22 protein-coding genes are annotated in these 25,527 nt (G+C 71.6%); 10 read left to right on the top strand and 12 right to left on the bottom strand.

Annotated features, from left to right (window positions below; all coding sequences use genetic code 11):
- Positions 1 to 41: 41 nt before the first annotated feature.
- The 4 genes from fxsA to DEJ50_RS35190 are packed head-to-tail and all read right to left on the bottom strand — an operon-like array spanning position 42 to position 6,892.
- The gene (fxsA, locus tag DEJ50_RS33880; RefSeq protein WP_190344410.1) at positions 42 to 254 is read right to left on the bottom strand and encodes an FxSxx-COOH cyclophane-containing RiPP peptide; all 213 of its coding nucleotides are present in this window, start codon (positions 252 to 254) and stop codon (positions 42 to 44) included.
- 58 nt (positions 255 to 312) lie between these two features.
- Positions 313 to 3,660, bottom strand: a complete 3,348-nt coding sequence (locus DEJ50_RS35185; protein ID WP_190344413.1) for a tetratricopeptide repeat protein — start codon at positions 3,658 to 3,660, stop codon at positions 313 to 315.
- A 7-nt stretch (positions 3,661 to 3,667) separates the two neighbouring features.
- Positions 3,668 to 4,723: an AAA family ATPase gene (locus tag DEJ50_RS11105; protein ID WP_150207445.1), complete on the bottom strand. Its 1,056-nt coding sequence runs from the start codon at positions 4,721 to 4,723 to the stop codon at positions 3,668 to 3,670.
- 24 nt (positions 4,724 to 4,747) lie between these two features.
- Positions 4,748 to 6,892, bottom strand: a complete 2,145-nt coding sequence (locus tag DEJ50_RS35190; RefSeq protein WP_150207447.1) for a trypsin-like peptidase domain-containing protein — start codon at positions 6,890 to 6,892, stop codon at positions 4,748 to 4,750.
- A gap of 155 nt (positions 6,893 to 7,047) precedes the next feature.
- On the opposite strand from DEJ50_RS35190, the gene DEJ50_RS11115 reads away from it, so the two are divergent.
- A complete protein-coding gene (locus DEJ50_RS11115) occupies positions 7,048 to 7,230 on the top strand; it encodes a DUF6104 family protein (protein WP_150207449.1) in 183 nt (60 codons plus the stop codon).
- 708 nt (positions 7,231 to 7,938) lie between these two features.
- Here the strand turns inward: DEJ50_RS11115 and DEJ50_RS11120 are convergent.
- Positions 7,939 to 9,150 (bottom strand): NADP-dependent malic enzyme, encoded by a 1,212-nt coding sequence (locus tag DEJ50_RS11120; protein ID WP_150207451.1) that lies wholly within the window; start codon positions 9,148 to 9,150, stop codon positions 7,939 to 7,941.
- A 523-nt stretch (positions 9,151 to 9,673) separates the two neighbouring features.
- On the opposite strand from DEJ50_RS11120, the gene DEJ50_RS11125 reads away from it, so the two are divergent.
- The 3 genes from DEJ50_RS11125 to DEJ50_RS11135 all read left to right on the top strand — a co-directional run bounded on the left by DEJ50_RS11125 (position 9,674) and on the right by DEJ50_RS11135 (position 12,407).
- Positions 9,674 to 10,633, top strand: a complete 960-nt coding sequence (locus tag DEJ50_RS11125) for an ABC transporter substrate-binding protein (RefSeq protein ID WP_150207453.1) — start codon at positions 9,674 to 9,676, stop codon at positions 10,631 to 10,633.
- 62 nt (positions 10,634 to 10,695) lie between these two features.
- Positions 10,696 to 11,640, top strand: a complete 945-nt coding sequence (locus DEJ50_RS11130) for an amino acid ABC transporter permease (RefSeq protein WP_411757595.1) — start codon at positions 10,696 to 10,698, stop codon at positions 11,638 to 11,640.
- On the top strand, positions 11,640 to 12,407 hold the full coding sequence (locus DEJ50_RS11135; RefSeq protein ID WP_150207455.1) for an amino acid ABC transporter ATP-binding protein: 768 nt from the start codon (positions 11,640 to 11,642) through the stop codon (positions 12,405 to 12,407). The genes DEJ50_RS11130 and DEJ50_RS11135 overlap by 1 nt, the downstream gene beginning before the upstream one ends.
- 80 nt (positions 12,408 to 12,487) lie before the next feature.
- Here the strand turns inward: DEJ50_RS11135 and DEJ50_RS11140 are convergent, their stop codons facing one another.
- A complete protein-coding gene (locus DEJ50_RS11140; RefSeq protein WP_150207456.1) occupies positions 12,488 to 13,240 on the bottom strand; it encodes a class I SAM-dependent methyltransferase in 753 nt (250 codons plus the stop codon).
- 103 nt (positions 13,241 to 13,343) lie between these two features.
- On the opposite strand from DEJ50_RS11140, the gene DEJ50_RS11145 reads away from it, so the two are divergent.
- Positions 13,344 to 13,973: a CGNR zinc finger domain-containing protein gene (locus DEJ50_RS11145; protein WP_150207459.1), complete on the top strand. Its 630-nt coding sequence runs from the start codon at positions 13,344 to 13,346 to the stop codon at positions 13,971 to 13,973.
- Here DEJ50_RS11145 and sodX read toward each other — a convergent pair.
- On the bottom strand, positions 13,877 to 14,299 hold the full coding sequence (gene sodX, locus DEJ50_RS11150; RefSeq protein WP_150207461.1) for a nickel-type superoxide dismutase maturation protease: 423 nt from the start codon (positions 14,297 to 14,299) through the stop codon (positions 13,877 to 13,879). The genes DEJ50_RS11145 and sodX overlap by 97 nt on opposite strands.
- 174 nt (positions 14,300 to 14,473) lie before the next feature.
- Between sodX and sodN the strand changes: the two genes are divergently transcribed.
- The 3 genes from sodN to DEJ50_RS11165 all read left to right on the top strand — a co-directional run bounded on the left by sodN (position 14,474) and on the right by DEJ50_RS11165 (position 17,763).
- A complete protein-coding gene (gene sodN, locus DEJ50_RS11155; protein ID WP_150207463.1) occupies positions 14,474 to 14,869 on the top strand; it encodes a superoxide dismutase, Ni in 396 nt (131 codons plus the stop codon).
- A gap of 756 nt (positions 14,870 to 15,625) precedes the next feature.
- Positions 15,626 to 16,201 (top strand): phosphoesterase, encoded by a 576-nt coding sequence (locus DEJ50_RS11160; RefSeq protein WP_150207465.1) that lies wholly within the window; start codon positions 15,626 to 15,628, stop codon positions 16,199 to 16,201.
- A complete protein-coding gene (locus tag DEJ50_RS11165) occupies positions 16,198 to 17,763 on the top strand; it encodes an alkaline phosphatase D family protein (RefSeq protein ID WP_150207467.1) in 1,566 nt (521 codons plus the stop codon). The genes DEJ50_RS11160 and DEJ50_RS11165 overlap by 4 nt, the downstream gene beginning before the upstream one ends.
- A 79-nt stretch (positions 17,764 to 17,842) precedes the next feature.
- Here DEJ50_RS11165 and DEJ50_RS11170 read toward each other — a convergent pair whose 3' ends face one another.
- On the bottom strand, positions 17,843 to 19,048 hold the full coding sequence (locus DEJ50_RS11170; protein ID WP_150207469.1) for an acyltransferase family protein: 1,206 nt from the start codon (positions 19,046 to 19,048) through the stop codon (positions 17,843 to 17,845).
- A gap of 64 nt (positions 19,049 to 19,112) precedes the next feature.
- Positions 19,113 to 20,345, bottom strand: coding sequence for a cytochrome P450 (locus DEJ50_RS11175; protein WP_223837703.1), 1,233 nt, complete (start codon positions 20,343 to 20,345; stop codon positions 19,113 to 19,115).
- 322 nt (positions 20,346 to 20,667) lie between these two features.
- Here DEJ50_RS11175 and DEJ50_RS11180 point away from each other — a divergent pair, with 322 nt between their 5' ends.
- Positions 20,668 to 21,630, top strand: coding sequence for a zinc-binding dehydrogenase (locus DEJ50_RS11180; RefSeq protein ID WP_150207471.1), 963 nt, complete (start codon positions 20,668 to 20,670; stop codon positions 21,628 to 21,630).
- Positions 21,631 to 21,670: 40 nt separating this feature from the next.
- Here DEJ50_RS11180 and DEJ50_RS11185 read toward each other — a convergent pair whose 3' ends face one another.
- The 3 genes from DEJ50_RS11185 to DEJ50_RS11195 all read right to left on the bottom strand — a co-directional run bounded on the left by DEJ50_RS11185 (position 21,671) and on the right by DEJ50_RS11195 (position 24,536).
- Positions 21,671 to 22,543, bottom strand: a complete 873-nt coding sequence (locus tag DEJ50_RS11185) for a DUF4097 family beta strand repeat-containing protein (RefSeq protein ID WP_190344415.1) — start codon at positions 22,541 to 22,543, stop codon at positions 21,671 to 21,673.
- A gap of 218 nt (positions 22,544 to 22,761) precedes the next feature.
- On the bottom strand, positions 22,762 to 23,550 hold the full coding sequence (locus DEJ50_RS11190; RefSeq protein WP_150207474.1) for an ABC transporter permease: 789 nt from the start codon (positions 23,548 to 23,550) through the stop codon (positions 22,762 to 22,764).
- Positions 23,547 to 24,536 carry an ATP-binding cassette domain-containing protein gene (locus DEJ50_RS11195; RefSeq protein ID WP_150207476.1) on the bottom strand — a complete coding sequence of 330 codons (990 nt, stop codon included), beginning with the start codon at positions 24,534 to 24,536 and terminating at the stop codon, positions 23,547 to 23,549. Before DEJ50_RS11195 ends, DEJ50_RS11190 begins: the two co-directional genes overlap by 4 nt.
- Positions 24,537 to 24,660: 124 nt before the next feature.
- Between DEJ50_RS11195 and DEJ50_RS11200 the strand changes: the two genes are divergently transcribed.
- The gene (locus DEJ50_RS11200) at positions 24,661 to 25,347 is read left to right on the top strand and encodes a TetR/AcrR family transcriptional regulator C-terminal domain-containing protein (RefSeq protein WP_150207478.1); all 687 of its coding nucleotides are present in this window, start codon (positions 24,661 to 24,663) and stop codon (positions 25,345 to 25,347) included.
- The last annotated feature ends 180 nt before the right edge of the window (positions 25,348 to 25,527 follow it).

Genomic DNA, 25,527 nt, shown 5'->3' on the forward strand with positions numbered 1-25,527 from the left:
TGGCTAACGGCGGAAAGTGGTCAACTCGGGGTTTGCGCGGATCACATGACTCCCGAGTCGAAGGCGTTCAGGATCTCCGCGGGGTGGGTGACGCGCTCCACCATGCCGGCGATCACCTCGGCGAGCACCGGGTGGTCGATGCTGCGGAGGGCGGCCAGATCGAAGCCGGACAGGTCCGGGAGCGGCCCGGGGCAGGCCCGGTTCACCGCCTCCGCCGCCGCCGCGCTGTCGGAGACTTCCTGGTTCTTCGTCATCACGCTCCCCTGTGGTGTCGTGCGATGCGGACGGCGGGCGGACAGGCGGGCGGGTGGGCTACGGCGCCTCCAGGGCCCGGATTTTGGCCAGGACCGCCGCGTACCGCTCCTCGGCGCCGGGTTCGCCGGTGCGCTGCCAGAGCTCCAGGGCGGCCCGGTAGGCGTCCAGGGCCGCCCGGGGCCGGTCCAGTTGTTCCAGCACCTGCCCGCGCAGCTCCTGGGCCCGGGCGGCCAGTTGGGCGGCGGTGTCGCCGGGGCCGTGGTCCGCGTCCAGGGCGGCCCGCCAGGCCCGCCGGTAGGAGTCGGCGGCCCGGTCCAGCCGGTCGGCGGCCCGGGTGTGGCCGTGGATGTCCTGCTGCACGTCCCCGTGGTCCCGCCAGGCCTTGGCCCGGTCCAGCGGGGCCGTACTGATCCTGCCCGCGAGTTCGAGCAGGTACTCCGCCTCCCGCAGGTCGACCAGGTCGCCCTCGTACCCGTGCCGGAGCCGCAGCCCGGCGGCGAGCCGGCGCAGCCTGCGCCCGGCCCGGGCATCGGACTGGGGCACCGCGGCCCGGCTGTCGCGCAGCACCCGTACGGCGGTCGAGGCGAAGGCCCGCCCGTCCGCGGCCCGGGCCCGGGCCAGCAGGACCTCGCCCCACTCGGGCAGGACCTCGGCGCAGGTGTCGCCGTCCCGGGGGATCAGCCGCCGGGCCCGGCCGTATGCCTCGGCGGCGGCCTCCAGCGCTGCCGGGTCGCCGTCCCGCGCGTACCGGGCCCGCGCCAGCCGGGCCAGGCACACCAGCCCGGCGAGCCGGAGCTCCGGCTCCCCGACGGCCTCCTCCAGGGCCAGCGCCACCTGGGCCCGGCCCTCCTCCAGCCGACCGGGCAGGAACCGGAGCGCCGCCCCGAACTCCACCCGCACCCAGGCCACCTGCGCCCCACCGGGGCCGGGTCCGGGGGCGGCTGCCGGGGGCGGCTGCAGGGCGTGCAGGGCCGCGCCCAGGTGCTCCGCCGCCCGTTCCGCCCACCCCGTACGGGCCTCCGGGTGCGGCTCCTGTTCCGCCAGCGCGAGCAGCACCCGCCCCAGCGCCCGCGCAGGCTCCGCGGCCGGACCGGCGGCCCCGGCCGGCACCGCCTCCAGCGCGGCCAGCGCCTCGTACAAGGGCCCCGCGTCCTCGCGCAGTTCGCCGAGCCGGACCAGGACCTCCGCCCGCCGGACCGCGCTGTCCACCAACAACTCCCGCCCGGGCAGCGGTTCCGCGGTCACCGCCGCGAACTCCCGGTCCGCCGCCGCCAGCAGCTCCGCCGCCTCGGCCGGCCCCGCCGCGCCCGCGCGCTCGGACAGCACCCGGCCCAGCACCGCCCGGGCCTGCGCGCCCCCGACCCGGCGGACCGTCTCCTCCGCCTCGGTGAGCAGTTCCGGGTCCCGCTGCAGGCCCCACAGCCGCAGCAGCGCGCCCGCCAGCTCGGTCTCCGCCTCGCCCGGGGTGTCCCGTGGCCCCGCCGGGACCGCTGCCGCCCGGCGCAGCACCACCACCGCCTCGTGCAGGGCCCGTTGGCCACCGTCCCGGTCGTGGGCGGCGAGCCGCGCCCTGGCCGCCCGCAGCGCCGGCCCGCGGCCCGGTTCCGGGGCGGGGACGGGAGCTTCGGCGGGGCCCGGCGGGCCCGACGGCACGGGCAGATAGCGGCGCACCACCTTGGCCGAGACCTGGGCGAAGGCATGCGGCAACAGCGGGGCCGGCGGCCGGGCCCCGGCCTCCGCGTCCGGCTCCGGTTCGGCCACCGGCACCCCCGTCAGCTGGGACACCGCCAGCGCCGGGAAGTTCCGTACACCGCGCCCGAACTGCTGGAGCACGTACTCCGAACAGTGCTTGAGCACGAGCGCCGCCTCATCCCGCCCCAGCGGCCCCAGCAGCACCTCCTGCACCCCGGGCACGAACTCGTACCACTGGCCCGAGGAGTCCACCGGGTCGGCGGAGTTCGGGGAATTCGGGGAGTTCGGGGCGTTCGGGGAGCGCCGCAGCAGCCCGCCGAGCAGCACCTCCGCCAGGTCCGAGGGCTCCGAGTCGGGCAGCATGGTCCGCTGCACCAGCCGCATCACCGGCAGGGTGAGCGGGGTCGCCGACAGGTACACCGCCAGCTGGACGGCCCGCGGCGAGGCGGTGGACCGGAACCGGCGGACCAGTTCGCGCGGCGGCCGGGCGGCCCGCGGCGGCGGCACCGGCGACCCAGGGTGCCCGGGGAGCACCCGGCCCACCTCGGCCGGCACCGGCCCGGACCCGAGTCCCGCGACCAGCCGGGCCCAGGCCCCCAGCGCCCGCGCGCTCGGCGGCAGCACCGGCACGGTCAGCCCGCCGACCGGCCGGCCCGGCACCGGCGGCCGGTCGGCCCGGAACCCGAGCCCGCCGGCGGGCCCCTCCAGCCGGGCCAGCGTGCCCCGTTCGGTGGGCAGCCAGGTCCGCCCCCAGAGCCGCTGCGGCAGCGGCTGCACGACCACCGAGGGGGTGCACTCGGTCCACCGGTGCAGCAGCCGCTGGGCCCGGCCCTCCCGCCACAGCGGGCCGGTGCAGTCGGAGACCACCATGGTGATCCCGCGCCCGGTCGGGTCCCTCAGCTGGTCTCCGGACCGCACTCCGGTGTCCGGGCAGGGGCCGCGGCCGACCGCCGGGGTGCCGTCCGGCAGCCGGTGCAGGTAGTGCGCCTGTACGTCCCGGAAGGCGCCCAGCCGTTCGCAGACCGCCCGCAGTTCCTCGAACATGTCCTGCCACACCGCCATCGACGGGGAGGCGTCCATCACCAGCCGTACGGTCGTCTCGCGCCGCGCCTCCGGCCGCAGTACCGGGATGATCTGGCCGAAGGCGCGGGCGCTGGCATCGGCGGTGGCCGGCTCGTCCAGCACCAGCCGGGCGGGCGGGGCGGGCGGCCGGTGCCGCTGGAGGACGCGCAGGGCCCGCTGGATGTCCAGGATCCGGGGCAGCGCCGCCGCGGCCGGGACCCGTACCGGTACGGCCGTCAGCCCCGGCGGCAGCTCCTGCCCGTCCGGGCCGGCGGGCCGGCCGGGGACCTCCGGCGGCCTGGCCGCGTACAGGGTCACCGGTTCCTCGGCGGCCGGCTCCGCGGCCTCCGGCGGCCGGTCCCCCGCCCTGTCCCCCGCCTCGTCCGCCGGTCCGTCCGCAGCACCGTCCGCGGTGCCGGGATCCGCCGGGGACCGCCGCTGCGCGGGCTCCGGGCCCGGTCCGCCCGCCGCCGTCCCGTCCGGGTCCCCGGGCCGGCCGGAGGCGGCTGCGGCTGCCGCCGCGGCGGTGGTGCGTGTGGCGAGCCAGAGCGCGTCGGCGAGTTCCTCCGCGGTCAGGTCGAGCCCGCCGGCCCGCAGTGCGCCGATCAGCGTACGGAGACCGGGGGCGGGGTCGGGCGCAGGGACGGCCATCAACTCCTCACCTCGGGCGGTCGAGGCGCTGGATGAGCAGGTCGGCCAGGCCCTCCCGGCTGGGCGGTGCCGCGTAGTGGGTGAGGTAGATGGCGTTGAGGAGCTGGTCGGCGGCGAGGAGTTCGGTGCGGGAGCGGCCGAGGAACTCCCGGATCAGCTCGGCGCCGAGCTGGGCCGCCTCCTCCCCGAGGTGGGCCCGGACCATGGTGGCCAGCCGCTTCTCGCCGGGCTGGCCGAGTTTGAGCTGGATGCAGCGGCGCAACAGGGCGGCCGGGAACTCCCGTTCGCCGTTGCTGGTGAGGATGATGAACGGGAAGGCCCGGCAGCGCACCCGGCCGTCCCGGACGGTGACCTTGGTCCCGTCGTCGGTGAGGACCTGCACCTCGGGCTCCCGGTCGGCGACCCGTTCGAGTTCGGGCAGCGTGAACTCGCCTTCCTCCAGCACGTTCAGGAGGTCGTTGGGCAGGTCGATGTCGCTCTTGTCGAGTTCGTCGATGAGCAGCACCCGGGGGGTGGCGGTGGGCAGCAGGGCGGTGCCGAGCGGGCCGAGCCGGATGTAGGTGCCGATGCCGGGCGGTCCTGCGGCGGGTCCATCGCCCTCCGTGCCCGCCCCGCCCGCTGCACCCGCCGCACCTGCCGCACCTGCCGCGATCTGGACGTCCTGGAGCCGGGCGATGGCGTCGTACCGGTAGAGGCCCTCCTGGAGCACGGTCCGGGAGACCACCGGCCAGCGCAGCACCCGGCCGAGCTTCAGTTCGTGGGCCACGGCATGGGCGAGGGTGGACTTCCCGGTGCCGGGGTAGCCGGTGACGAGCAGCGGCCGGCGCAGGTAGAGGGCGGCGTTGACGGCCTCCAGCTCCTCCGGTTCGGGCCGGTGCAGTTCGGCGGCGTGCCGGTGGGCGCCGAGCCGGCGGGCGGCGGCGCTGTCGGGCTCGGCGGCACCGGGCCCCGGCGCGGCGACGGGGCCGCCGTCGAAGTCCCGCCAGGGGGGCGGGTCGGGCAGGGCGCCGATCCCGTCGTGGGGCTCACCGACGCCCCGGTAGATGAGCCACTCCTCGTTCACGGCTGTTCCTCCCTCGCTGTGTCGTTACAGGTCCCCGTGCAGGGGCTCGTCGGACGGGAGCGGGCGGTCCGGGTCCTCCCAGACCAGGCTCAGGCCGGCCGCCCAGTAGGAGTCGGGGTCCCGGCCGTGGGCCCGCCCCCGCAGGGTCAGCAGCCGCAGCGGCAGGTACCCGGCCCGGCCGGTCTCGGCGAGCAGGTCCCGTACGCCGCGGTGGAAGGGGGCGCAGGAGGCGGGCGCCGGGCCGGGTGGTGGCCGCCGGGCGACCGCCACCCCGAACCCGGCCTCCCGTACCTCGTGCAGCCCGCCCAGCCGGCAGTGGACGGGAACGGTGTGGCCGGGCAGCCCGGACAGCCAGTCGTACGAGGGGAGGCGCGGCCGGCCCCGGGAGCAGTCGGCGCGCTGGTCGTGGACCGGGCCGGTCTGCACCCGCGTCCAGCGGTCGGCCCGGCGGCGGCGCGCCTCCGCGGTGGCCGGCGGGGCGCCCGCGGGGTGCCGGAACACCACCGGCCGCTGCACGCCGAGCGGGGTCGTGCCGGTGACCGTCCATTCGTCCACGGGGAGGGTGAACAGGCCCGGATCGACGGCGACTTCGAGGAGGGCGGCCCACTCGTGCGAGTCGCAGCGGCGGAAGCCCTCGGCCAGCGGGGCGCGCAGGGCCGCAGGCAGGGCGGCCGGCGGGACCCGGACTCCGGAGTCCACCGGGGAGACGTGCTCGGGCCCGAGCAGCACCGACACCCGCCAGTCGCAGACCTCCTCCCAGCTGTGCTCCCAGGCTTCCAGCAGGACGGAGGGGCCGGGCGGGAGCAGGCCGGGGCCCCGCATGGAGGGGCCCGGCACAGGCCGGGCGACGGCGGCCCGGCGGCGCCGGGCGCGGTCCGCCAGGCCCTGCTCGCGGCGTTCGCCCAGCTCGCGTCGGAGTGGCCGCCAGAGCCGTTCGGCAGTGCCCCGGACCCAGTCCCACAGCTCTTCGTCGGCTCCGGGTGCGGGGGGTTCGCGGTGGTCGGCGGTGCTGACGTCGGTGGCGTAGCGGAGCATGGCGGCGGCCTCGCCGATCTCGCCGGGCGGGTCGTAGAGCAGTCCGAGTCCGTCCCGCCAGGTCAGCGGGGCCTTCAGGCCGGGGTCCCGGTCCTCGCCGCGGGCGGCTTCGGCCAGGGCCTGGACGGCCTCGGAGGAGCCGGGCGGCGGCAGTTCGGCGAGCAGGCCGCGGAGGGTGGTGCGCTCGGCGGCGGTGAGCCGCTGGCGTCCGCCGAAGGAGTCCCGTTCGGCGGGGAGTTCCTCGTGGACGTCGGTCCAGGTCCGGCGGGTGTTCAGATCGCTGAGGTGCTGGTCGTAGTGGTGCAGGTCGTGGCCCTGCATCACCCGGCGGTAGAGGCCGACCCGGCCCCGGCCGCCGGTCGGCAGGTCCCGGAGCGCGGTGACGGCCACGGCCAGCCCGCCGCCGCCGTCCTGCCGGCGGGCCTTGACCACGCCGACGACCTCGCCGCGTACGAGGTCCACCACGGGCCCGCCGGACATGCCGGCCTCGACCTCGTCCTCGGCGCCGAGCCGGAGCGCGGTCTGCCGGCCGAGGGCACCGCGCAGCCGGGTGCAGCGGCCGGTGATCTCCGGGTAGCCCATCTCGTCGGTGCAGCCGAAGTAGGCGACCTCTTCGAAGCGGGGGCGCGGCCGGTCGGACAGCCAGACGCAGGAGTGCGAGACCGGTGCGAGGACGCGGACGAGGGCGAGGTCGGGCAACGGCCAGAGCCCGCCGGGACGGGCCCGCCCGAAGGCGTCGGAACGCGATCGGCCGGGTCGTAACCCATCAGCACGTAATGCGTATCCGTCGGGTCGCGACCCATCGGCATCGGGGCTGTCGGCCTCGGGCAGGACGCACTCGACCCGGCCGGCGACGGTTCCGGTACTGCCGTCCGCTCCGGCGGAGAAGGTGATGCCGATCTCCCGGCCCGTGAGCCGCACCGATCCGCCACCCCCTTCGCCCACCACGTGTGCGCATGTCAGGACCCAGCCGGGAGCGATGAAGAAGCCGCTCCCCCAGGTGTCGCCGACACCACGGCCCACAGGGCCTCCATACCCGTCCGGAGGCGCGTGGATGCGTACGGTGGCTGCCAGGACGAGGGGCTCCAGGAGCTCGAAGGCGCGCGCGGTGTCGCTTGTGCGCCCGTCCCCCATCGCGCCCCTCCCCACGCCCCCCACGCTCCCCAACGGCTGCCCGTATCACGCGTGTTGACCCAGTTCAGGCTAGCTCCGCGGTGCCCCGGAGGGGAGGGCCGGGGCAAACCCGGATTATCCTGGCCGGGAATCGTCCATGGACCACGGAGCCTGTTGTGTACTTCACCGATCGCGGCATCGAAGAGCTGGAGAAGCGGCGCGGCGAGGAGGAGGTCACTTTCGAGTGGCTCGCCGAGCAGCTCCGCACCTTCGTCGACCTGAACCCGGACTTCGAGGTCCCGGTGGAACGCCTGGCCACGTGGCTGGCCCGCCTGGACGACGAGGACGAGGAGGACTAGCCGGCCCCGCCCGGCCCCGGCACGCAGGGCTGCGCCCCCCCGCTGCGCGGGCCATTGCCCCACCCCGCCCCTTCTCCCCCAGCTACCGCTGGGAGGTGCCCCCAGAAACCGGAGCTCCGCCCCGGACCCCGTCAGGCCCGGCCCGGAGCGCTCCGCGCCCCGGCGCTCGGGGGCACCCGGACGGCCCCCCCCCCGCCCCCGGCGAGGACCGGGCCACAGCCGCGCTGCGCGGCGGGCATTCCCCACCCCGAAACCGGCGCTCCGCGCGCTGTGGGGGCGGAGCCCCCGAGCACGGGGGCACCCAGGCCTCGCCCGGCCCCGGCCGGGGCGGAGCCCCCGCAAACACACAATGCCCGGGCATCGCCCGGAGCCCCCGTGCGCCCGCTCGGGCCAGCCCTTGGGAACCGGGGGCACGGGCAACGCCCAGCACCCCCGCCGGGGCGGGGCAGAGCCCCCGCGAACAGGGAATGCCCGGGCGTCGCCCGGTGCCCCGGTACGGGCGGGGCGGGGCCGGCCCCCAGGAACCGAGGGCGCGGGCAGCGCCCGGCACCCCGGCCAGGGCGGGGCGGGGGCCGGCCCCCGGGGGGCGGGAGGCACGGGCCGAACCCCCGCCCGGGCGGGGCCCGCATCGCCGGGTCAGGGGCGCCGGGCTACGCGAAAGGCCCGGCCGGAGGGGTCCGGTCGGGCCTCTTCGCGTACTGGGCGGTGCTACGACAGGCGGGCCACGCCGTCGGCCTTGGCTGCCGCCGCGACCGCCTCCGCGACCGCCACGGCCACCCGCTCGTCGAACGGCGACGGGATCACGTAGTCGGCGGCCAGCTCATCGCCCACGACACCGGCAATCGCGTCGGCGGCGGCGATCTTCATGCCCTCGGTGATCCGGGTCGCCCGGACCTTCAGCGCGCCGGCGAAGATGCCGGGGAACGCGAGCACGTTGTTGATCTGGTTCGGGAAGTCCGAACGCCCGGTGGCCACGACCGCCGCGTACTTGTGCGCGACGTCCGGGTGGACCTCCGGGTTGGGGTTGGCCATGGCGAAGACGAACGCGTCCTTCGCCATCGAGGCCACCGCCGCTTCCGGGACCGTACCGCCGGAGACGCCGATGAAGACGTCCGCACCCGCCAGGGCGGACTCCAGGGAGCCGGTCTGGCCGGTCTTGTTCGTGAGGCCCGCGATCTCCGCCTTGACGTCCGTCAGGTCGGAGCGGTCCGCGGAGACCACGCCCTTGCGGTCGGTGACGCACACGTCACCGATGCCCGCGTCCACGAGGATCTTGGCGATGGCGATGCCCGCCGCGCCCGCGCCGGAGATGACCGCGCGCAGGTCGCCGAGGGTGCGACCGGTGAGCTTGGCGGCGTTGCGCATCGCGGCCAGCGTCACGATGGCCGTGCCGTGCTGGTCGTCGTGGAAGATCGGAATGTCCAGCTGCTCCTGCAGCCGGCGCTCGATCTCGAAGCAGCGGGGGGCGGAGATGTCCTCCAGGTTCACCCCGCCGAAGGACGGCGCCAGGCGGACCACGGTCTCGATGATCTCGTCCGTGTCCTTGGTGGCGAGCGCGATCGGAACCGCGTCCACTCCGCCGAACTGCTTGAAGAGAATGGCCTTGCCCTCCATCACGGGAAGGGAGGCCTCGGGCCCGATGTCACCGAGTCCGAGCACGGCCGTACCGTCGGTGACGACGGCGACCACGTTGGACTTCCAGGTGTAGTCGTTGACGAGCTCGGGCTGCTCGGCGATGGCGGTGCACACTTTCGCCACGCCCGGCGTGTACGCGAGGGACAGGTCGTCCTTGTTCCGGACCGGAACGGTCGCCTGCACGGCCATCTTGCCGCCCCGATGCAGCGCGAAGACCGCGTCCGGGTTGTTGTCCGTCGCGTCGGTCGCGCTGTCGCTGCGAGGATTGACGATCTCCGCTGCCACTTCTGTTGACCCCTTAAGTCTTTGAATCGTTGAGGGTTGGCCACCACTGGTTAAGGGGTGGGCGGGCACCGCGTCCGTGCTCCGCATCGGCGGTTGGCCCGCCTCCGCGAAGGGGAGGTTCGTACGCGCGGGCGCGCCGCACACGCGCCCTGAGCCCCGGATGAGGGGTGTAAGGATCTGTTCTACCGGAAGAACACTCGCCCAGACGAGTCGATTCCGGCTCGACCTTAAACCTCTTGTCCAGATTTCGGCGAAAAGTCCAAGAGGCTAAGTCCAAAGATCGAGACGGACCGCAGAAATCACTGTGCAAAGCCCTGACCACCGCACATGCTTCGGCGTCGACGCCCGCATCCCGCAGTCTCGTTGGACACTCCAGGACACCCGTTATCCGATTTTGACCTGACGGGCAGCCTGAATGCGTCAGTCCGAATGGCAAGATGCCCCTAATCACACAAGGTCGCGACACCCGATGGTGCGTGCCACGACCGCCTCGGACGCTTTCCACCAGCCGGAGGAACCGCTCATGACCGCAAGCACCACCCGTCGTACGACCGCCGCCCGGTCCCGGATCGCCGCGGTCGGCGCGATCGCGGTCGCCGGTGCCCTGATCCTCACCGGCTGTGGCGACCAGACCGACTCGGCCACCAAGAGCACCCCCTCGGCCGGTGCGAACAACGCGCCGCTGTTCTCCAAGCTGCCGAAGAAGATCCAGGACGCCGGCGTGATCAAGGTCGGCACGGACGCGACCTACGCCCCGATGGAGTTCACCGAGGGCGGCAAGATCGTCGGTGTCGACCCGGACATCGCCAAGGCCCTGGAGAAGCAGCTCGGCGTCACCTTCAAGTTCGAGTCGGGCACCTTCGACACCCTGATCAGCAGCATGCAGACGGGCCGCAGCGACGTGGTCATGTCCTCGCTGACCGACACCAAGGCCCGCCAGGAGGGTCTGGACGACAAGGGCGCCAAGACCGGTGCCGGCGTCGACTTCGTCGACTACTTCTCCGCCTCCACCGGCATCCTGGTGAAGAAGGGCAACCCGGAGGGCATCAAGACCCTCGACGACCTGTGCGGCAAGACGGTCGCCGTGCAGCGCGGCACCACGTACGAGGAGTCCGCGAAGACCCAGGCCGAGAAGTGCAAGACGGACGGCAAGGGCGAGCTCAAGATCGAGTCCTTCCCGACCGACGCCGAGGCCCAGACCCGAGTGAAGGCCGGTGGCGCCGCCGCCGACCTGAACGACTCCCCGGTGGCCGCGTACATCGCGAAGACCGCGGGCGGCGGCAACGACTTCGAGGCCATCGCCAACCCGACCGACGCCGGCCTCTTCGGCATCGCCGTGGACAAGAAGAACACCGAGCTGCGCGACGCCCTCAAGGCCGCCCTCGACGCGACCATCAAGGACGGCACCTACAAGGCCGCCCTGGACAAGTGGAACGCCGGCTCCGGCGCCGTGACCGAGGCGAAGATCAACGCCGGCCAGTGACATCCCCGGCGGAGTGCTCCCCTCGCACTCCGCCCCTCTTGCACCACTGAAGGGCAGTCACTGTGACTGACAAGCTCGACAAGGCCTCCGGCCCGGCGGACACCCCGCCGGCCGGGGCCGTTCCTCCCGAGATGATCCGCGCGATCCCGGTCCGGCACTACGGCCGGTGGATCAGCGCCGTGGTCGTCATCGCTCTGGTCGTGGCGCTCGTCTACGCGTTCGCGCAGGGCAACGTCCGCTGGGCGACCGTCCCGGAGAAGCTGTTCGACCCCACGATCATCGAGGGTCTGGGCAACACCGTCCTGATCAGCATCGCCTCGATGGCGCTGGGTCTGGTGCTCGGTGTGGTCTTCGCCGTGATGCGGCTCTCGAAGAACCCGGTGACCAGCACCATCGCCTGGTTCTACATCTGGCTCTTCCGGGGCACCCCGGTCTACGTCCAGCTGCTCATCTGGTTCAACCTCGCCCTGATCTTCCCGATCCTGAATCTCGGGTTCTACAAGGACGAGATGACCCAGGTCATGACGCCGTTCCTGGCCGCCCTGCTGGGCCTGGGCCTGAACGAGGGCGCCTACATGGCCGAGATCGTCCGGGCCGGCATCCAGTCGGTCGACGAGGGCCAGACCGAGGCCTCCCACGCGCTGGGTATGAAGCAGACCCAGACCATGCGCCGGATCGTGCTGCCGCAGGCCATGCGGGTGATCGTGCCGCCCACCGGCAACGAGTTCATCAACATGCTGAAGACCTCCTCGCTGGTGGTCGCCGTGCAGTACCCGGACCTCCTGCGGGCCTCCCAGGACATCGCCTCCACCTCGTTCGCGGTGATGGAGATGTTCTTCGTCGCGTCCATCTGGTACCTGGTCCTGACCAGCATCTTCTCCGTCGGCCAGTTCTACCTGGAGCGGCACTACGCGCGCGGTTCGCTGCGCACGCTGCCGCCGACGCCGCTGCAGAAGATCAAGGCGAACCTCTCCCGCTTCTCGAACCGCGACAAGGCGGTGGCCTGATGACTGCTACGGCAATGGTGAAGGCCGAGGGCGTCCACAAGTCCTACGGCGCAGCCCACATCCTCAAGGGCATCGACCTGGAGGTCGCCCCGCGTGAGGTGTTCTGCCTGATCGGCCCGTCCGGTTCCGGCAAGTCGACCTTCCTCCGGTGCATCAACCACCTGGAGAAGATCAACGGCGGCCGGCTGTACGTCGACGGCGAGCTCGTCGGCTACCGCCAGAAGGGCGACAAGCTGTACGAGCTGAAGGACAGCGAGGTCGCGGCCCAGCGCCGGGACATCGGCATGGTCTTCCAGCGGTTCAACCTGTTCCCGCACATGACGGCCATCGAGAACGTCATGGAAGCCCCGGTCATGGTGAAGGGCGAGAGCAAGTCGGTCGCCCGCGAGCGCGCGATCAAGCTGCTCGACCGGGTGGGGCTGGGCGACAAGGGCGGCAACTACCCGTCCCAGCTCTCCGGCGGCCAGCAGCAGCGCGTGGCGATCGCCCGTGCGCTGGCCATGGAGCCGAAGCTGATGCTCTTCGACGAGCCCACTTCGGCCCTGGACCCGGAGCTGGTCGGCGACGTCCTCGACGTCATGCGGGACCTGGCCGAGTCGGGCATGACCATGATCGTGGTGACCCACGAGATGGGCTTCGCCCGTGAGGTCGGCGACAACCTGGTCTTCATGGACGGCGGCGTGGTGGTCGAGTCGGGCCACCCGCGCGAGGTCCTGACCAACCCGCAGCACGACCGGACGAAGGCGTTCCTGTCCAAGGTGCTGTAGCACTGCGGTACGGCCGAAAGGGGCGGTACGGGGATTCCCGTGCCGCCCCTTCGCCGTGCCGGGCGGGACCGGCCCAACGGCTACTTCAGGCCCAGCACCAGGGCGTCCGAGGGGGACCGCCAGACCGTGCGGGCCTCGCGGAAGCCCGCCTCGCGCAGGGTGCGGATGTGCCAGGCCTCGTCCGGGGTGTCGCCGTCGGCGTGCTCCCCGTAGATCTCGTAGCGGCGCTTCGTCGGCTCGGCGAGCACCGGATCGGCGGCGCACAGCGCCCACCACTCGGCCCAGTCCAGCGCTCCCTGCGCGCGGGCCCGGTCCATGGCGGCGTGCCGGTGGACGCGCTCGGCGGCGTTGATGGCCGGGGTGGCGGGGTCGGGCATGTGGTCGGCGTTCATGAACACCCCGCCGGTGCGGAGCAGCGGGGCCAGTTGGCCGTAGAGCACGGCGAGCCGGTCGCTGTGCAGCCAGTGCAGGGCGGTGGCGGTCAGGATCGCGTCGTAGGAGTCGTACGGGAGGGCCGCGGTCCAGTCGCGGTCCTTGAGGTCGGCGGTGACCAGGGTGACCCGGGGGTCGTCCGCGAAGTGGCCCGCGGCAATGGTCAGCAGGGCGGGGTCGAGATCCACCCCCGTACTGGTGGAATCCGGGAACCTGCGGAGCAGCCTGTCCGTAATACTTCCCGTACCGCATGCCAGATCCAGCACCCGGGGGGCGGGGCCGGCCAAGGCCTCGACCATGTCCAGCATCACCCGGAACCGCTCCTCGCGGTCGGGCATGTACCACTCCTGCTGACGGTCCCAGCTGTCCTGCCAGGCCTGCCAGTCGGTACCGACGTTCATTCCCGAACCCTCCACACCCTCTGGGCGTAATACCCTCGAAGCCAGAGCAGCCGTTACGCCCAACCGTTGTGCACAGCCTAGATCGCAGCCGTAAGGACTACAAGTGGAACTGGCCCATTACTCGGACTATGCCCTGCGCCTGGTCAACACCGAGGAGCCGGCCCGCAACAAGGACACGCTCACCTCGGTGGACGCGGTCCGCAGCCTCTTCGGGCCCAGCCAGCAGCTGGCCCGACGGGTCACCGACGCAGACCTGACGCGCTTCCGCAACGTCCGGGGGCGGCTGCGCTCGATCTTCGAGGCCGCCGACTCCGGCGACCACGTCCTCGCGGTCGACCTGCTGAACTCCCTGCTGATGGAGTTCCCGGTCACCCCGCAGATCTCCGGGCACGAGACCCTCGGCCCGGACGGCGCCCCCAACTGGCACATGCACCTCGCCGACCACACCTCGAACGCCACCGCCGGGTACGCCGCCATCGCCTGCATGGGCCTGGCCTTCCACCTGACGGAGTACGGGGCCGACCGGCTCGGGGTGTGCCAGGCCTCGCCCTGCCGCAACGCCTACCTGGACACCTCCACCAACCGCTCCCGGCGCTACTGCTCGGACCGGTGCGCCACCCGCGCCAACGTGGCCGCCTACCGGGCCCGCAAACGCCTGGAGGCGGAGACCTCGGCGAACAGCGGGCGCACCGCCGTCACCGCCCAGGACAGCCGGGCCGCCAGCGAGGTCTGATCCCCACCGCGCGGGCGCAGCCTCAGCAGCGCGGTCCCCAGGACCATCTCCTCGGGCACCGCCCCGTAGTCCGTGCTGTCCCCCGGCGGCACGGCGTACGGGTTGTCGCCGAGCACCCACCAGCCGCCGGGCCGCCTCTCCACGGCCCGCTTGACCACCAGCAGGTCCTGCTGGAACGGGTGCCGCAGCACCACGACCGCCCCCGGCCGGACCCGGGCCCCGTACCGGACCAGCAGCCGGTCACCGTCCTCCAGCGTCGGCGCCATCGACGGACCGCTCACCTCGGCGACCCCGATCCGCCCGTGCCTCTCCCCGCTCACCGGCATCTCCGCTCTCCTCCTCGGCCTCGCGTCGGCCTCGCGCCGCTCCCGTACATTCGCTCACGCCCTCCGTCCCGAGCCTGGACTTTTGTCCCAAGCCCCTGGGGGCGCCCGCGAAATCGGGCTTCCCACGGAGTAATCTCCCCTCTTGAGAAGACGATCACGAGGAGGACCGCCCCCATGCTTTCCCGCTTCTTCGCCCCCAAGGTGAAGGTCAGCGCCCACTGCGACCTGCCGTGCGGCGTGTACGACCCGGCCCAGGCCCGTATCGAGGCCGAGTCGGTCAAGGGTTGCCAGGAGAAGTACCAGGCCAACACGGACCAGGACTTCCGCACCCGCGCCATCATCATCAAGGAGCAGCGCGCCGAGGTCGCCAAGCACCACATCTCGGTGCTGTGGAGCGACTACTTCAAGCCGCCGCACTTCGAAAAGTACCCCGAGCTGCACAAGCTGATCAACGACACCCTGAAGGCCCTGTCGGCCGCGAAGGCGTCGAACGACCCGGCGACGGGCCAGGCGGCCCTGGACCTCATCGCCGAGGTCGACCGCATCTTCTGGGAGACCAAGAAGGCCTGATCTCCCTCTAGGAGCCCTGACCTGCATTTTCGCAGGTCAGGGCACCTACCTGTCCGCACCCGGTCCACAGGCCGCCGAACCTGGCGTCCATGACGGCCCGGGCTACGCCCCGCCCCTGACTCTCCGGCGGTTTGCTGCCATGCAGTCCTGTCAGGAGCGCCGCTGACCATCCACGTGCCGGGCGAGTGCGTGTATCGCGAGCTTCGCCTGGAAGAGCTCCCGGCGCTGCTCATGCGTCAGGTGCGCAGGACCTCAACCTGGTCCCAAGCTGCGCTTCTCAGCTGGCGAGCCAAGCCGAGCTGCCGGTGCCTCAGGGCAACCTTCAGGCCGAGGACGCTCGCATCCAGCTGCTTGAGGGCGGCCCGCTGCTTCTTCGGCAACTTCTTCCGTGGCGTCGGCTGTGCCGCAGACCGCCGCTCTTCCCAGGCCGGTCCTCCTGTGAGCAGATGAACTCGAGGTCGACCCCTGTGCGTCATGAACTCTCCTGGCGGGCCATGTGGCATGTCCGAGGCCACAGTGTCTCCCGTACCAGACGTCAGGCGCGCGGCACGGCGGGAAGTTGTGCCGCTCGCGAACTGGCAGACCGTCTGCTCCCTGGATCCGGCCACCGTAACCCGATGGGCGACACAAGGAGACCCGCGCGGGCGGGTTCCTCTGTGTGAGCCGTCTGCCGGGCTGTTTCGTTGTCGCCTTACGCCGTTCACCCGGGGCTGCTGGGATTCCTTCGCCAACTCAACTGCGGCTGGAGGCATTTCGGTGAATCTGGTGGTCAACGGAGATGCGGAGAGCGGACCGGGGGGCGGGTCCGCTCCGGTGGGGTCCGTGGTCGGGTGGACCATTCGGCAGGGGGCGCCCGCGCTGATCGCGTACAGCCTCGGGGGCGGGTATCCGACCCCGTCCGACCCCGGGCCCGCGCCGCGCGGCAGCCGGTTCTTCTCCGGGGGGAACAGCCCGGTCACCGAGCTGGTGCAGGACGTCGTCGTGCCGGCCGGGGTGGATGCCGGCAGCGTCCGCTACACGCTCGGCGGCTGGCTGGGCGGGTACCTCGGGCAGGAGGACGGGGTGCAGCTCTCCGTCGAGTTCCGCGACGCCAAGGGCGCCCCGCTCGCGCTGTCCGTACTGGGGCCGGTGGGTTCCGGGGAGCGGGCGGCGCGTACCGCGCTGCTCCAGCGGAGCGTGACCTCGACCGTGCCGCCGGGGGCCCGCAGTGCGCGGGTCCGGCTGGTGTTCACCCGGGCGGGCGGCACCTCCAACGACGGGTACGCCGACGCGGTGTCCCTGGTCCTGAGCGGACTGACCGGACTGACCGGAGTTTCCGGGGGTGCGGCATGAGGCTCAACCGGCGTGATCTGCTCAAGGCCGCCGGTGCGGCCGGCGCGCTCAACCTGGTCTGGCCGCTGAGTGCCGGGCTGTCCCCCGCGCAGGCCCTGGAGGCGGCGCAGGCCCTGGGGGCCGTGTACGACCCGGCGCCGTTCACCCTCGGGGTCGGCTCCGGCGATCCGCAGCCGGGCAGTGTGCTGTTGTGGACCCGGCTGGCTCCGGAGCCGCTCGCCGCCGAGCAGGCGCTGCCCGACATCGTCGAGGTGGAGTGGCTGGTGGCCGAGGACCCGGCGCTGAGCCGGGTGGTGGCCCGGGGCAGCCACCCCGCCTCCGCCACGCTCGGGCACAGCGTGCACGTCGCCGTGCACGGCCTCGCGCCCGGCACCCGCTACTGGTACGTGTTCCGGGCGCTCGGGAAGTCCAGCCGGGTGGGGCGGACGAAGACGGCCGCGGCCGGCCCGGTCCCCCGGGTCCGCTTCGCCGCCGCCAACTGCCAGGCGTTCCACGACGGCTTCTACGCCGCGCACCGCGGGATCGCCGCCGAGGATCTCGACTTCGTCGTCCACCTCGGGGACTACATCTACGAGCACGGGCCGGTCGGGGGCGACCACGTACGGGACCACGACGCGCCCGCCACCTTCACCCTGGCGGACTACCGGCGCCGGCACGCCCTCTACAAGGGCGACCCGTCGCTGCGCGATGCACACGCCGCGCACCCCTGGTACCTCACCTGGGACGACCACGAGGTGGTCAACGACTACAGCGGGACCACCGGCGGTGCCCCCTTCCTCAAGCGCCGCTCGGCCGCCTACCAGGCCTGGTACGAGAACCAGCCGCACCGCGACGCCTCGGCGGCCGGCGGGGCCGGGCTGCCCGACCCGGAGATCCACCGGGTCCGGCGCTGGGGCGACCTGCTGGAGCTGACGGTGCTGGACCTGCGGTCGTACCGGTCGGCGCAGAACCTGATCGGGGGGACCATCCTGGGGGCGCAGCAGAAGGGCTGGCTGAAGCAGAACGTCTCCGCGGCCCCGGACAGCTGGCACGTGTGGGCGAACTCGATCATGCTGAGCCAGCTGCGTTCCCGGGTGGGCGGCGGCTATATGTTCACCGACCAGTGGGACGGGTTCACGGCCGAGCGGAAAGAGGTGCTCACCCATGTGCTGAACTCCGGTATGGAGGACCTGGTGGTGGTCACCGGCGACTGGCACTCGGCGTTCGTGGACGACATCCGGCCGGACTTCGACAACACCGCCTCCCCGGTGATCGGGACGGAGTTCACGGCCCACTCGGTGACCTCGGGCGCGTACTCGGCGGACTGGAACCGGACCAACGGGCCGGTCATGGGCCGGGGGAACCCGCATCTGAAGTACTTCGAGGGGAATCGTTACGGCTACGACGTCTACGAGGCGACGCCCGCCCGCTTCTCCGCGCACCTCCGGGTCATCGCCGACCGCCGCGACCCGAACTCGCCCGTCACCACCCTGACGAGCTTCCACATCGACCGGGGCGTGGCGGGCTCCTACGAGGACCCTGCGACGAAGAGCTCACCGGCCCAGTGGCGGCGGGACCAGTAGCCGCCCGGGCATGACGCGCGGCAGCCGGCCGGCCTTGCGGGCGGCCGGCTGTCGCGGTGTTGCTGTTGCTGTTGCTGGGCTACACCGTGCGCGAACCCACCGGACGCTCCTGGTCGGCGGAGTCCTGCGCGACCGCGACCGGGGCCGGGACGGAGACCACGACCGGAGTGGCGGACTGCTTGGGCCGGGGCCGGGACCAGCGGCGCATGATGGGCAGCTCCACCCCGCGGTAGAGCACCCAGGAGAGCACCAGGGTGAGGGCGAACCAGCCGCCGGCCCGGGCGATCGCCTCGGCCACGCCGAACTGGCGTCCCGAGGTGAAGTCCACCGGCCCGAAGTAGGTGACCACCATGTGGAGCATGTAGAAGGAGAAGGAGATCTCTCCGAGCCACACCATCGGCCGGCTGCCCAGCCAGCCGGTCCTGCCGGAGTTGTCGGCCTGCGCACCGGCCGCGACGACCAGGCCCAGCGGGATCAGCGTCGGCAGCACCAGGGCGAACGAGTTGGGCACGTAGACCGACAGCAGGTAGCCGGGGATCAGGGTGAGGGCGGCCACCGGCAGGCTGATGCGCGGGATCCAGCGACCACTCATCACGATCCGCGCCAGCAGGATGCCGAGGACGAACTCGAACAGGCGGCCGGCCGGGAAGAAGTAGACGGCCCAGAACTGGTACCAGTCGTACTTCAGCCCGGGGAAGGCCTGGTGCGGCAGCAGGGACTCGGCCAGCGCGGGAACCGCCACGGCACCCAGGACGGCGCCCGCCGCCCACTTCCACAGGTTGCCCGGCCGGATCTTCTTCAGCAGCGGCAGGAGCAGCGGGAAGGAGAGGTAGAACAGGAGTTCTGCACACAGCGACCACGCCGCGCCGTTGGTACCGCGGATGACCGAAAAGTCCGACACCCACGCATTGGTCAGGAACAGTCCGGGGTAGAACTGCTTGCCCGTCATGGGGAACCCGGCCTGGAGCACCAGGAGCAGGCCACCGACCCAGGTGACGAAGTGGACCGGGTAGATCTTCGCGAACCGGCGGCGCCAGAAGAGGACCGGCCGGTCGCCTTCCTTCGCGGACCAGGTCAGCACGAATCCGCTGAGGATGAAGAAGAACGAGACCCCGATGAAGCCGAGGGTGCCGAGGTACTTGTCCAGATCCGCGTTTGTCTGGTTGTTGGTGAACATCCGGGCCGCGGCCACATGGGAGATGAACACCAGCAGGGCCGCCAGGAACCGCATACCGGTCAAGGACGACAGCTGGGCCGCGCGTGGCTCGGGTCTCAGTGCAGACATGATTCTCCTCGTTTTCCAATCGAATGCGTGATGGTGCGGAAGTCGGGTGGGGCCGCCGGGCTCGTCACCACGTGACCGGGAGGCTCTTCACTCCGTAGAAGTCCGAATCGGTGCGCAGCGGCACCTCCTCGGCCGGGACGGCCAGCCGGAGGGCGGGGAAGCGCGCGAAGAGCTCGCGGAGGGCGACGCCGACCTCGACCCGGGCCAGGTGCTGGCCGAGGCACTGGTGGATGCCGTGGCCGAACGTCAGCTGGCCCGCGGCCTGGCGGCGGATGTCGAGGGTGTCGGGGTCCGGGTACTTCTCCGGGTCGCGGTTGGCGGCCCCGGCGGCCAGGGTGACCGTGTCGCCGGCCTTGACCAGCTGCCCGCCCAGTTCCACGTCCTCCAGGGCCGTCCGCAGCCCGGTGTGGGTGATGGTCAGGTAGCGCAGCAGCTCCTCGACGGCCCGGTCGGTGAGGTCCGGCTCGGTCTTCAGGGCGGCGAGCTGCTCGGGGTGGGACAGCAGCGCGAAGACGCTCAGCCCGATCATGTTGGCGGTGGTGTCGAAGCCCGCACCGAGCAGCAGCGCACCGATGTTGGTGAGCTCCTCGTCGGTGAGGTCGCTGTCGGTCAGCTCGCTGAGCACGTCGTCGGTGGGCTCGGCGCGCTTGGCGAGGACCAGTTCCTTCAGGAACTTCTGGAGCTCGGCGTAGGCGGCGAACTGCGCCTCCGGGCCCTGGCTGTTGTCATTGGTCGCGATCGCCTGGCGCTCGAAGAACTCCCGGTCCTCGTACGGGACTCCGAGCAGCTCGCACATCATCTGCGCCGGGATCGGCAGGGCGAACTCCTGGAACAGGTCGACGTCCGGTCCCAGCCGCTCCATGGCGTCCAGGCGCTCGGCGGTGACCTGCTCGACGCGCTCGGTCAGCAGCCGCATCCGGCGGGTGGTGAACTTGCCCGCCAGCAGGCGCCGGTAGCGGGTGTGCTCCGGGGCGTCCATGCGCAGGAACATGCCGGGCTCGGCCGGCGGGGCCTGGTACTCGGCGGCCGGGCCCGGGAGCGGCCAGTGCACCAGCTCCGGCCGGGTGCTGAACCGGGGGTCCGCCAGCACCTCGCGGACCAGGGCGTGGCTGGTGGCCAGCCAGCCCACGTGACCGTCGGGGCCGGGGTAGAGCATCGGGCGGAGCGGCTGCTCTTCGCGTAACCGGGCGAATTCGGCGGGCGGGTCGAAGGGGCAGCCGGCGGGCCGCTCCGTGGGCAGTTCCGCGAGCGGAGGAATCGGATTCTCCGCCTCCGCGGAGTGAATGTCATTCATCATTTCAATCCCCGTAAAAAGCAAATGGCCAAAACTCTGGTACAGCTGAAAAATTACGGCGCATTTCAATTCGGCGTCAACAATTTACGGTGACGGCCGGAAGCCGATTTCGCGCGCAGCACTCGGAATGAAAAAGGGCAAGGCGAAGTGTCCGGTCGACGGGACATACCGGAATGCCATTGCACCGGGGCCGGAACACCCGTTATGCCCGGTATGCCGGTCAGGGCGTGGCCGGCTGCCCTGCGGGAACTGCGACGAAGAACTCACCCGCCCGGTGGCGGCGGGACTGGAAACCCGCTATTACCGAGGAGTAGCGTCCGGGGGCATGTTCGCTGCCTATGCCGCCCGTATTGACCGTGACCAGCCGCTGAACGGCCTCGAGCTGGGCGAGCGCCCTGCTCCCGAGGCCCGCCCCGGCTGGGTGACCGTAAACGTCAAGGCCGCCTCCCTCAACCACCACGATCTGTGGTCGTTGCGCGGGGTGGGCCTCGGCGAGGACAAGCTCCCGATGATCCTGGGATGTGATGCCGCGGGGATCGACCCGGACGGCAACGAGGTCGTTCTGCACTCCGTCATCGGGCAGAGCGGGCACGGGGTCGGGCCGGACGAGCCGCGCTCGATCCTGACCGAGCGCTACCAGGGCACCTTCGCCGAGCAGGTGACCGTCCCCGCCTGGAACGTACTGCGCAAGCCGGCCGGGCTGTCCTTCGAGGAGGCGGCCTGCCTGCCGACCGCATGGCTGACGGCGTACCGGATGCTGTTCACCAACGCGGGGGTCCGCCCCGGCGATTCCGTCCTGGTCCAGGGCGCGGGCGGGGGCGTGGCCACCGCCGCGATCGTCCTGGGCAAGGCGGCCGGACTGCGGGTGTTCGCCACCAGCCGGGACGAGGCGAAGCGCAAGCGGGCCGTGGAACTCGGCGCCGTGGACGCCTTCGAGCCCGGGACGCGGCTGCCGCAGCGGGTGGACGCGGTGATCGAGACCGTGGGCGCCGCGACCTGGTCGCACTCGGTGAAGTCGCTGCGGCCCGGGGGCACGCTCGTCATCTCGGGCGCGACCAGCGGGGACCGGCCGGCACATGCCGAGCTGACCCGGATCTTCTTCCTGGAGCTGAGGGTGGTGGGGTCGACCATGGGCTCGAAGGACGAGCTGGAGGACCTGCTGTCGTTCTGCGCCGCGACCGGCGTACGCCCGGTGATCGACGAGGTGCTGCCGCTGGACCGGGCGCGCGAGGGCTTCGAGAAGCTCGCCACCGGCGATCTGTTCGGCAAGGTGGTGCTGACCGTCTGACGGCCCCTCCCCCGCCGGGCCCCCTGACCGGGGGCTCGGCTCAGGGCCAGTCGTCGGAGCGGAGATCGACCGCCGAGCGGCGGACCACGATGTCGCCGATGACGGTCCGGGCATGCACCTGGACGGCATCCTCGGGGGTGCCGATCATGTTGTCGAAGAGGTCCAGGGACCGGTAGACCGTCCCGGAACGGGCATCGAGGTCCAGCTGGGTGGCCGTGCCTCCGACGATGCCCACCTCGAGCTGCCCGGAGGCCGTCTCCAGGACGAGCGGCCCCCGGAGGGTCTCGTCGATCCGTACGTCGCCCTGCGAGGTCCGCGCCTCGACCGAGGAGTGCGCCCGGCCGATGTGGACGTCGCCGTTCTCCGCGAACACGCCCAGCGGGCCCATGACCTCGCCGAGCAGGGTGTCGCCCTTGCTGCGCCGGACGGTGGCCTCGCCGTCGATGGTGTGGATGCGTACGTCGCCGCAGTCCGCGGACACCTCCACGGCTCCGGCGGCCCGGTCCACGGTGACGTTGCCGAGGCCGGAGGTCACGTGCAGGGCCCCGGTCCGGGCGAGCCGGATGTGGCCACAGTCGTTGGTGAGCCGGCACTCCCCCAGCCGTCCGTCGCAGCGGAAGTCGGCGGCCACCCCGTCCCCGTAGACGGTGGATCCGGCCGGCAGGTGGACCACCAGGGAGACCGCTCCGCCCGCCCGGCCCCGGTCGCGGCCCTTGGGGACGCTCACCACGAGCTTGCCGGTCGCGTAGTCGATGCGGGTCTGGTCGGCGGCCACGACGTCCCGGGGGTCCGAGGCGTCGAAGGGCCGCACGTCGACGATGGTGTCGGTGCGCTCGCTCGCGATGATCCACACATTGCCGATGTCGAGTTCGACGGTGGCACGGATCGGATGCGGTGTGACGAATATCGGCATGGCGGGGGCCTCTTGGAGGTCTGCGGTCGCCGTCCCCGGCTCCGGCATGGGCGGAAAGGATGTCAGGAAGGACAAGGGCGGTGGTGGAGCGGGGCTGGACCTAAGGCAAGCAGCCCGTGCCGGCACGATCGGCCACGGGCTGCGGTTGCTCTGTGCTGCGTTCGGTGCGCTCGGGGCCGGCTGCTGTCCGCTGATCCGGGTTCGGGATCAGTGGGTGATCAGTGGGTGCGGTCCTTGTTGAAGTGGGCCATGGCCCAGAAGAAGCCGAGGATGGCGATGGCGAGGATCCAGGCGGTGGCGATCCAGCCGCTGTTGCCGATCTCGGTGCCCATGAGGAGGCCGCGGAGGGTTTCGATGACGGGGGTGAAGGGCTGGTATTCGGCGAACCAGCGCAGGCCGGTGGGCATGGTGTCGGTGGGGACGACGCCGGAGCCGACGAAGGGCAGCAGGATCAGGGGGAAGGGGGCGTTGGAGGCGGCGTCGAGGGTCTTGGCGGCGAGGCCGAAGGCGACGCCGAGCCAGGTCAGGGCGAAGCTGATGCCGGCCAGGAGGCCGAGGGCGGCAAGCCATTCGACCGGGGAGGCGGAGGGCTCGAAGCCCATGAGCCAGGCGACTGCGAAGACGAAGGCCATGGAGGCCAGGGTCTGGACGACGGAGGAGATGACGCGGGCGATGAGGATGGAGGGGCGGAAGATCGCCATGGTCTTGAACCGGGCGATGATGCCTTCGGTCATGTCGACGCTGGTGGAGACGGCGGTGCCGAGCATTCCGGTGGCGGCGGTCATGATGATCAGGCCGGGCAGGACGTAGTTGACGTATTCGGCCCGTCCGCCGGATGGGCCGACGCCGGTGCCCAGGACCCCGCCGAAGACGTAGACGAACAGGAGCAGGAACAGGACCGGGATACCGATGATCGAGATGGTGGTCGTCGGGTAGCGGAGCTGGTTCTTGACGTTGCGGCGCAGCAGGGTGACGGAGTCGGCTACGGCGAAGTTGACGGTGCTCATACCAGGACCTTCTTGTCGGTGTCGGCGGAGGCGGTGGTGGTCTCGGTTCCGGTCTCGGTTCCGGTCTCGGTCTTGGTCTGGCCGGTGAGGGCGAGGAAGACGTCGTCGAGGTCGGGGGTGTGCAGGGACATCTCGTGGATGGTGGTGGTGTCGAGGCGGTTCAGGACGGCCTGGACGTTCTGGGCGCTGCCGTCGGAGGGGATCCGGAGCTTGAGGTCCTCGTCGTTGCGGGTGAAGGGGACGGTCAGGGTCCGGGCCGCGAGGTCGAGGGCGTAGGCGGTGCTGAACTGCAGGTCGATGCTGCCGCCGGGGACCTTCCGCTTCAGCTCTTCGGGGGTGCCCTGGGCGACCAGCCGGCCGCCGTCGAGGACCGCGATGCGGTCGGCGAGCTGGTCGGCCTCCTCCAGGTACTGGGTGGTCAGGAAGATGGTGACGCCGTCGGCGACCAGGCCGCGGATCATCTCCCACATCGAGCGGCGCACCCGCGGGTCGAGACCGGTGGTGGGCTCGTCCAGGAAGATCACCTGCGGGCGGCCGACCAGGGTCATCGCCAGGTCCAGACGCCGCTTCATACCGCCGGAGAAGGTGATCACCGGCTTCTTCGCGGCCTCGACCAGGTCGAACTGCTCGATCAGGTCGGTGGACCGCTGCTTGACCGTCTTGCGGTCCAGGTGCCAGAGCCGGCCCATCAGCTCCAGGTTCTCCATCGCGTTCAGGAACGGGTCCACCGCGGAGAACTGACCCGTGACACCGATGCTGGAACGCACCCCGTCCGGGTCCGAGGCCAGATCATGCCCCAGGACATTCGCGCTGCCCGAGTCCATCGTGGTCAGCGTCGAAAGGATCTTCACCGTGGTGGTCTTGCCCGCACCGTTGGGACCCAGCAGCGAGAACACCGACCCCGCCGGGATGTGCAGATCCACACCATCGAGGACCTTGTGCTCCCCATAGGCCTTGCGAAGACCGGTAGCCGTAATGGCCGTCATGACATTCCTCCTCGGAAGAGTCTGCTTGTACACCGTTCAAGTCAGACGATAGAGCCGACTTGCACGCTGTGCAAGTAGCTTCTTGAACTTTGTGCAATCCGAAATCTTGATCTACTGTTGGCGCATGCCGCGTGACACATTGACCCGGGAGCAGATCGTTCGGACCGCCGTCGAGCTCCTGGATGCCGAGGGTCTTGAAGGCTTGAACATGCGCAGCCTGGGCAAGCGGCTCGGCTCCGCCGCCACAGCGGTCTATTGGCATGTCAAGAACAAGGACAATCTCGTCATACTCGCCAGTGACGAGGTGTGGAACGAGGTCGGGCTACCCGACCTGGACACCGTCGACTGGCGGACGGCGGCCACTTCCATGGCCACCGACCTCTACGCGATGATCGCCCGGCATCCATGGCTCGTCATGGCCTTCGCCTCCCAGCCCCTCTTCGGGCCGAACAAGGCGCGTCATGACGATCACAGTCTTGCGGTCTACGAGAAGGCCGGCTTCGTCGGCGCGGAAGCCGACCAGGCGACGGCCGCGGTCTTCATGTTCGTCCTCGGCAGCACCCTCGGCCTGTCGGCCTCGGTCTCCGTGAACAGACGGCTCAGTCATGGGGGCGGGAACGCCCAGGCCCTCGTCCAGGAAGCCATGACGCAGGCGACGGAGATCGCTTCGCGGTTCCCGAGGCTGCGTGCCCGGCTCGACTCCTACGCCGACGCCGACTACGCCGCAGCACCCGAGAAGAGCTTCGAGTTCGGCCTCCAGTCCGTCATGGACGGTCTGGAGGAGCGACTCACGACCCGCCTTCATCGCTGACTCCCTTTCGTCGGCCCGTTCCCTCGATCTGGATACAACGTTAGAGAGCGGCCCTATCGGGTCGTTATCGTCGGAGTATCCGGCTCCGGATACGGGAAATCCCCGCCGGCACATGCGCCCGGACGGGGAGTTCTCGCAGGTCGGAACAGGTGGAGCCGGTCCAGCAGGAGGTTCCCGAAC

Origin of the sequence: Streptomyces venezuelae, from assembly GCF_008642295.1 — a bacterium.
GTDB classification, from domain to species: domain Bacteria; phylum Actinomycetota; class Actinomycetes; order Streptomycetales; family Streptomycetaceae; genus Streptomyces; species Streptomyces venezuelae_C.